Raw genomic sequence first — 6,111 nt, forward strand, 5'->3', positions numbered from 1 at the left:
TCAAGCGCGCCGGAGCAGCGGCCACTCAGGGTGATCCTCGTTTCCCCCTGGTCGTGGCTGAAGCTGCAGGTGAGGGATTGGCTGAACCCGGGGCGTTGATCCTGCGCCCAGGCTGGCGATGTCGCGGCCAGGACCAGGGCCACCGCAAACGCCTTATCGGTCAGGGTGTGTCGCATCGGTCTGTCCTCCCGTCGGCCAAACGTGGGAGTGCGCCTCATGATCAGGTCGGCGTGACGGATTGTGGGGCTCGGCATCCGCGGGATGACCGCGATCCCTCACCGGACGAGCCGGCGCCTCATCTCGCTTGCACGCGACGGGCCAAACTTAGCACAGCGCTCGCCCGCCGTGCCACAAATCCGACAGCCCGGAGAGAATGGGCGCATCATCGATCGATGCGAGGGTCACGCACGCGCTATCGCAACCCGGCGATGCCTTTCGCGTCATTGTCGACGAATAATATGCAAGGCACTATCAACGCGCACTGCACCGGGACGACGGGCCAGGATTTATGGCCCAGCCGTGCCCGCGCGCGCCGGAACAGCACTCCGGGAACCGAACGAACCAAGGGGATGACGACCGATGACGATTGGGGTGGGAGGCTCGAGCTTCGAGGCGGAACTCGCCAGGCTGAATCCGATAACGTCCGGCGTCGAGCCGGTCGCGGTCGCTGAGTTCAAGGCCCGCATCGCAAAGGCGCAAGCGCTCCTGCGCGAGCAGGGGCTGCAGGCGCTCTATCTCGATACCTCGGCCAACCTGCACTATTTCACCGGCATCCAGCTCAAGCTCACCGAGCGCCTGCATGGCGCGATCATCCCGGCAGAGGGCGAAATCGTCTATCTCAGCCCGGCCTTCGAGGAGCCGAAGACGCGCGAATACATGCAGTTCGGCGAGGATGTGCGCTGCTGGGAAGAGCATGAGGATCCGACCGCGCTCGTCGTCGAGACGATCCGCAGCCTCGGCTATGAGAGCGGCACCGTCGCACTCGACCCCCATACCCCCTTCTTCATCGCCGACGGATTGCGCAAGGCCGGCAACCGCTACAGCTTCGCCAGCGGCGGTCCGATCGCCGCTTCCTGCCGCCAGGTGAAATCGGCAGCCGAGATCGCCCTGATCCAGCGTGCCATGGACATCACCATGGAGGTTCACCGGGCTGCGGCGCGGGTGCTGCGCGTCGGCCTGACGACGACGGAGCTGGTCGAATTCCTCGACCGCGCCCATCGCAAGCTCGGGCTGAGCTCGACCTTCGGCGCCGCGCAGTTCGGCGAAGCCACCGCCTATCCGCACGGCGTCCCCTATCCGCAGACGCTGGCGGACGGCGACATGGTGCTCATCGACACGGGGACCAGGCTCGGCGGCTATCACTCCGACATCACCCGAACCTATGTCTTCGGTGAGCCGACAGAGCGTCAGCGCGAGATCTGGAACCTGGAGAAGCGCGCACAGCTCGCCGGGTTCGGGGCGGCCGTGCTCGGCGCGCCCTGCGAGGCCGTCGACCAGGCTGCGCGCGGCGTGATCGAGGCCGCAGGCTTCGGCCCCGGCTACAAGGTGCCGGGCCTGCCCCATCGCACCGGACACGGTCTCGGCCTCGAGATCCACGAGGAGCCTTTCATGGTCAAGGGCAGCCGGACGCCGCTGGCGGCGGGGATGTGCTTCTCGGTCGAGCCGATGATGTGCATCTACGGCGAATTCGGCGTTCGCCTCGAGGACATCGCCTATATGGCGGAAGGCGGTGCGCGCTGGTTCACGCAGCCGGCCCATAGCGTCGACGATCCCTTGGGCTACGAAGCCTGAGCCTCTCGCGGCAAGGCAAGTCGCAGCAAGGGACGCGCCTGCGCTCCTGCGACCCAGGGTTCAGCCTGGGTTGCAGAGGCAGAAGAAGAAGAGCCTGCCCACCGGGCGGGCGAATGTCGATAAATCCTGGCGAGCGGGACCCAGGCCCTCGACACCAGCCGAAGCATCGGCCCGCCTGCGAATATGTGGGCCGCTCAGGGCAGCGCGGCGATTGCGGCGGTCACCTCACCGCCGCCGCGGCGCAAGGTGTTGAAGATCGGGCATTGATTGAGAAGGTGCCCGAGCAGTTTTGGCGCTTCAGCCGCAGACACCCCCGTGACCGAAATGGCGACATGGATCGCCGAGAAGCGCGTCTCGTCCTGCTCGTCGCGCGTCGCATCCACCGCTGCGGAGATCGCCTGGAAGGCGATGCCATGCTCCAGCGCATCACTTTCGGCACTGGCGAGAGCGCAGGACCCCAAGGCCGCKACCAAAAGCTCGATCGGCCCCGGCGCGATCGAAGGGATCTGCCGGACCATGGCTGAATCGGACASCAGCACCTTGCCGTGCCCCTCGATCACATAGCGACCGGGCGCCCCGCAGGTGGAGGCCGTGACGCTGTATCGTCCGCTCATCGCTTGGTGTCCTGCTGTTCGACTGGGCTGGACGGGCACACTAGCCGCCCAAGCTTTGATGCATAAGAGTTTGCGACGTCGAATTTTGAAAAAAGAAATAACTTTCAGAACGGCAGCTACCTAGGGATTTAATTTCTGGACACGACCGCATAATCGCCAATTCAATTTCGTTGACGTTCGATCATTCCGCTCGATATCATTCAACATGATCGCGATCGACCTCCTATAGAAGCAAGTCTATCTCGATTACGTTCGATCACTAGCTAGAACTATTCTATTACCTGACCACAAATCTATCGCGACGCCGCGTCGCGACAGATACCCCCTTCCCCACCACCGCCCTCCTGCCGACGTCTCGGAACTCTTCCGAGCGCGTCCGCATGGCCAGATATCGGCCGCCCCAGGCTCCAAGAACGGTTCCATGATGAAGAAGCGCTTTTCCCTTTCGCTCGCCGCCCTGGCTTTCGGCACGGCTCTCTCGCTAGCCGCCCCGGGCTTCGCGCAAACCCTGACGATCGGCGTTCGCGCCGGCCCGGAATCGGTCGATCCGCATTTCACCTCGACGGGGACGCATGCCGAGACCTTGAAGCATGTCTTCGACACCTTGGTCTGGGCGGGCGACGAGCTCCAGCTCGAGCCCCGGCTTGCGCTGAGCTGGAAACCGGTTGGGGAAACCGCCTGGGAATTCAAGCTGCGCCAGGGCGTCGTCTTCCATGACGGCAGCGCCTTCACGGCCGAGGACGTCAAGTTCTCGATCGAGCGCTCGCGCCAGATCAAGGGACCGAGCCCCGTCTCCGTCTATGTCMGCCGCGTCAAGGACGTGACGATCATCGATCCCTATACGCTGCGGGTCGAGACCGACGGCCCGGCGCCGACACTGCCCAACGACTTCGTGCGCCTCTTCATCGTTTCGTCCAAGGCCGCCAAGGAGCTGCTGACGGCGGATGCGGCGAATCCCGCCTTCAACTCCGGCAAGGCCGCGATCGGGACCGGGCCCTACAAATTCGTCTCGTGGACGCCGCGCTCCGAGCTGGTCCTGGAGCGTTTTGACGGTTTTTGGGGCGAGAAGGAGCCCTGGCAGCGCGTGGTGCGCAAGGAGATTCCAAACGATGCCTCGCGGGTCGCGCAACTCAAGGCGGGCCAGGTCGACCTGATCGCCCGCGCGCCCCTCTCGGACGTGACCTCGCTTGGCCGCGATCCCAAGCTCGCCGTGACAAAGACGGACACGATCTATCTGTTCAATGTCGACTTCGATTTCCGCGAGAAGAGCCCCCAGGTCYTCGCCAGGGACGGCTCGCCCTTGCCGAAGAACCCCTTCCTCGATCCGCGCGTCCGGGAAGCCTTCGATCTCGCGATCGATCGCCAGGCTCTCGCCGAGATCGCCATGGAAGGTTTTGGCAAACCCGTCGGCCAGCTCGTGACACCCAATATCTTCGGGTTCAATCGCGATCTGCCGATCACTAGGCCCGATGCCGCACGCGCAAGGCAGCTGCTCGGAGAGGCCGGGTTTCCCAACGGCTTCAGGGTGACGCTGAGCTTCACCACCGACCGTCTGCCGGGTGACAAGGAGGTCGGCGCTRCCGTCGTCCAGATGCTCGCCAGGATCGGCATCGATGCCGTCTCCAATGGGCAGCCGACGACGATCCTGTTCCCGGCACGGCAGCGCGGCGAATATTCGCTGACCCTCTACGGCTGGAGCACCTCCACGGGGGAAGCGCACTACACGCTGGCGGCCCTGACCCACACCGCCGATATCGCGCGCGGACTGGGCGGCTACAATGTCACCGGATACAGCAATGCCGAACTGGACAGGCTGATCGACGCCGCCGGGGTCGAACTCGACGAGGCGAAGCGGCGCAACCTGCTCGAGCAGGCCGGAGCGCTGATCGGCAAGGACCGGCCGCGCCTGCCGCTGGTGCTGATCGGCACGGCATGGGCCTCGCAGAAGGCCAAGGTGACGATCAAGCCGCGCGTCGACGAAGACACGCTGGCGATGAATATCCGCCMGAGCAGGACGAACTGATGCGCTGACATCGGCGACGGCCATTCGACACCCGGGCGGCCGGCCCTGCAACGGGCCGCCCGGGCTCTTACGTCGACGCAGCGTCGACCTGTGGCGACGGCTCCGCGCCTCTTTTGAGCTCTCCCGCGTCGCGTGGACGCCTGGGTCTCAAGCGCTGAGGCCGCTCCACTGGGGACTTCCAGTCATCAGCCGGGACTTCTAGTCATCACGGTTGTCGGAGCATGTGTAGCCGACAAAGCACGATCTCGAATTCTGGGTCCTGACCCAGGCGGGCGTGAGATACATGTCCTCCGCACAGAACGCGGAATCCTTGACGTAGCGATTGAAGATGTTGGGGCCCGAGTTGAGAATGGCGGAGCCCTTCGACTGGACCAGGGCTTTGGCCTCGGCACACTGCATTGTCCGTAGGTTTGGGCCCTCCTGCGCAAGTGCCATCGTGGCAAGAAGCGATGTGCCCAGCGTAAGGGTGAGGGTCTTGGCGCAGCGGCTGGCAGTGACAAGTGGCTTCATGGCTGTTTGCTCCCTATCGCGTCGTGAGAAACGTCGTAGTCGCCTCCTGTGGGCGGACGCCTGCATTGACGGAGCAATGCCGGCGCCGAAGCGTCGTTATCCGGTGCATCTTCGCGCACCACGCCGGCAGCAGGCTCGCATGACCTGCGGTGGCACTCCTACGTTGACACCCGTTTCGGGTGTCGGGCTACTCACGCATCGGTGAGGTTCGCAATCCCCGCGTGTTGCCTCCAATCGCGCAAACGGCGTGAGGGTGACGGCGCGCCTGCCACTGGCGCTGATCGGCGCGGCATCGGCCTCGCGGAAGGCCAAGGTGACGATCCGGCCGCGCGTCGACGATGGCGGAGAAAGCTATCCTCGACGGCACCTGGAAGCCTCCGATTATCGCGAAAGTGAAGTGAACGGAAAATCCGGCCAGTCACCGCAAGCTTGAGTTCAGAAAGTAATCATCTGGCCGATTGCGATCCGTGCGATGGCAGGCCGGAGCTACCTTCAATTTCTCATGTCCGCCTTTGGCTCCCAGCCAAATCTCAGCTTTCCACCCATATGTGCCATTGGAGCAGGGAGGTGGCTCTCCGGGAAGCGGACGCCGAACTCACTTGCGGCCAGAGGTGCCTTCCTATGCTCCGAAAATCGACGGCCGCGAACGGCGGGCGGTTCGGTCGATGGCGTGCGCCACGGTACTGAAGAGCTGCGCGGGCAGATCGTGTCCCATCCCATCGATCAGCATCATCTCCGCATCCGGGATTGACGCTGCGGTATCCTGACCGCAGTCGGGGTGAACGAGAGGATCGTTCGTCCCGTGAATGACGAGGGTCGGCGCCTTGATCGTAGCCAGTTGTGACCGACGGTCACCGGCCAGCGCAATTGCCGCAAATTGGCGCCCGAACCCGCCTGGTACACGACCTCGCCGAACCTCCTCCCCGAGGAGCGCACGGCAAGCCTCTTCGTCGAACGAATAAGCGGTGCCAGCGACGCGCCGGGCGAAGGCGACGCCGTGATCAAGGAAGCCCGCCTCGTCCAAGATTGGATCGGGTGCGGGCCGCATCATCATCGTCATGGCGTCCGGTTCTGCCGACGGCAGGGCCGGGTTTCCCGTCGCCGACATGATCGAGGTGAGCGACAGAACACGGGACGGGTACTCGCTCGCCATCATCTGAGCGATCATCCCGC

6 protein-coding genes are annotated in these 6,111 nt (G+C 64.3%); 3 read left to right on the forward strand and 3 right to left on the reverse strand.

Annotated features, from left to right (window positions below; genetic code table 11):
* Window positions 1-579: 579 nt before the first annotated feature.
* The gene (locus AC1D34_RS33010) at window positions 580-1,791 is read left to right on the forward strand and encodes a M24 family metallopeptidase (RefSeq protein ID WP_476826512.1); all 1,212 of its coding nucleotides are present in this window, start codon (window positions 580-582) and stop codon (window positions 1,789-1,791) included.
* Between the two features lie 194 nt (window positions 1,792-1,985).
* On the opposite strand, the gene AC1D34_RS33015 is transcribed toward AC1D34_RS33010, so the two are convergent.
* A complete protein-coding gene (locus tag AC1D34_RS33015; protein WP_476826513.1) occupies window positions 1,986-2,405 on the reverse strand; it encodes an OsmC family protein in 420 nt (139 codons plus the stop codon).
* A 421-nt stretch (window positions 2,406-2,826) separates the two neighbouring features.
* Between AC1D34_RS33015 and AC1D34_RS33020 the strand changes: the two genes are divergently transcribed.
* Window positions 2,827-4,428 (forward strand): ABC transporter substrate-binding protein, encoded by a 1,602-nt coding sequence (locus AC1D34_RS33020; RefSeq protein WP_476826514.1) that lies wholly within the window; start codon window positions 2,827-2,829, stop codon window positions 4,426-4,428.
* A 198-nt stretch (window positions 4,429-4,626) separates the two neighbouring features.
* Here AC1D34_RS33020 and AC1D34_RS33025 read toward each other — a convergent pair whose 3' ends face one another.
* The gene (locus tag AC1D34_RS33025) at window positions 4,627-4,938 is read right to left on the reverse strand and encodes a hypothetical protein (RefSeq protein WP_476826515.1); all 312 of its coding nucleotides are present in this window, start codon (window positions 4,936-4,938) and stop codon (window positions 4,627-4,629) included.
* 253 nt (window positions 4,939-5,191) lie between these two features.
* On the opposite strand from AC1D34_RS33025, the gene AC1D34_RS33030 reads away from it, so the two are divergent.
* Window positions 5,192-5,371 carry a hypothetical protein gene (locus tag AC1D34_RS33030; RefSeq protein WP_476826516.1) on the forward strand — a complete coding sequence of 60 codons (180 nt, stop codon included), beginning with the start codon at window positions 5,192-5,194 and terminating at the stop codon, window positions 5,369-5,371.
* A gap of 186 nt (window positions 5,372-5,557) precedes the next feature.
* Here the strand turns inward: AC1D34_RS33030 and AC1D34_RS33035 are convergent.
* Window positions 5,558-6,111 (reverse strand): alpha/beta fold hydrolase (locus tag AC1D34_RS33035; protein ID WP_476826517.1); only part of this gene is annotated, 554 nt, incomplete at its 5' end.

This window comes from Allobosea sp. P1_A7, assembly GCF_056406775.1.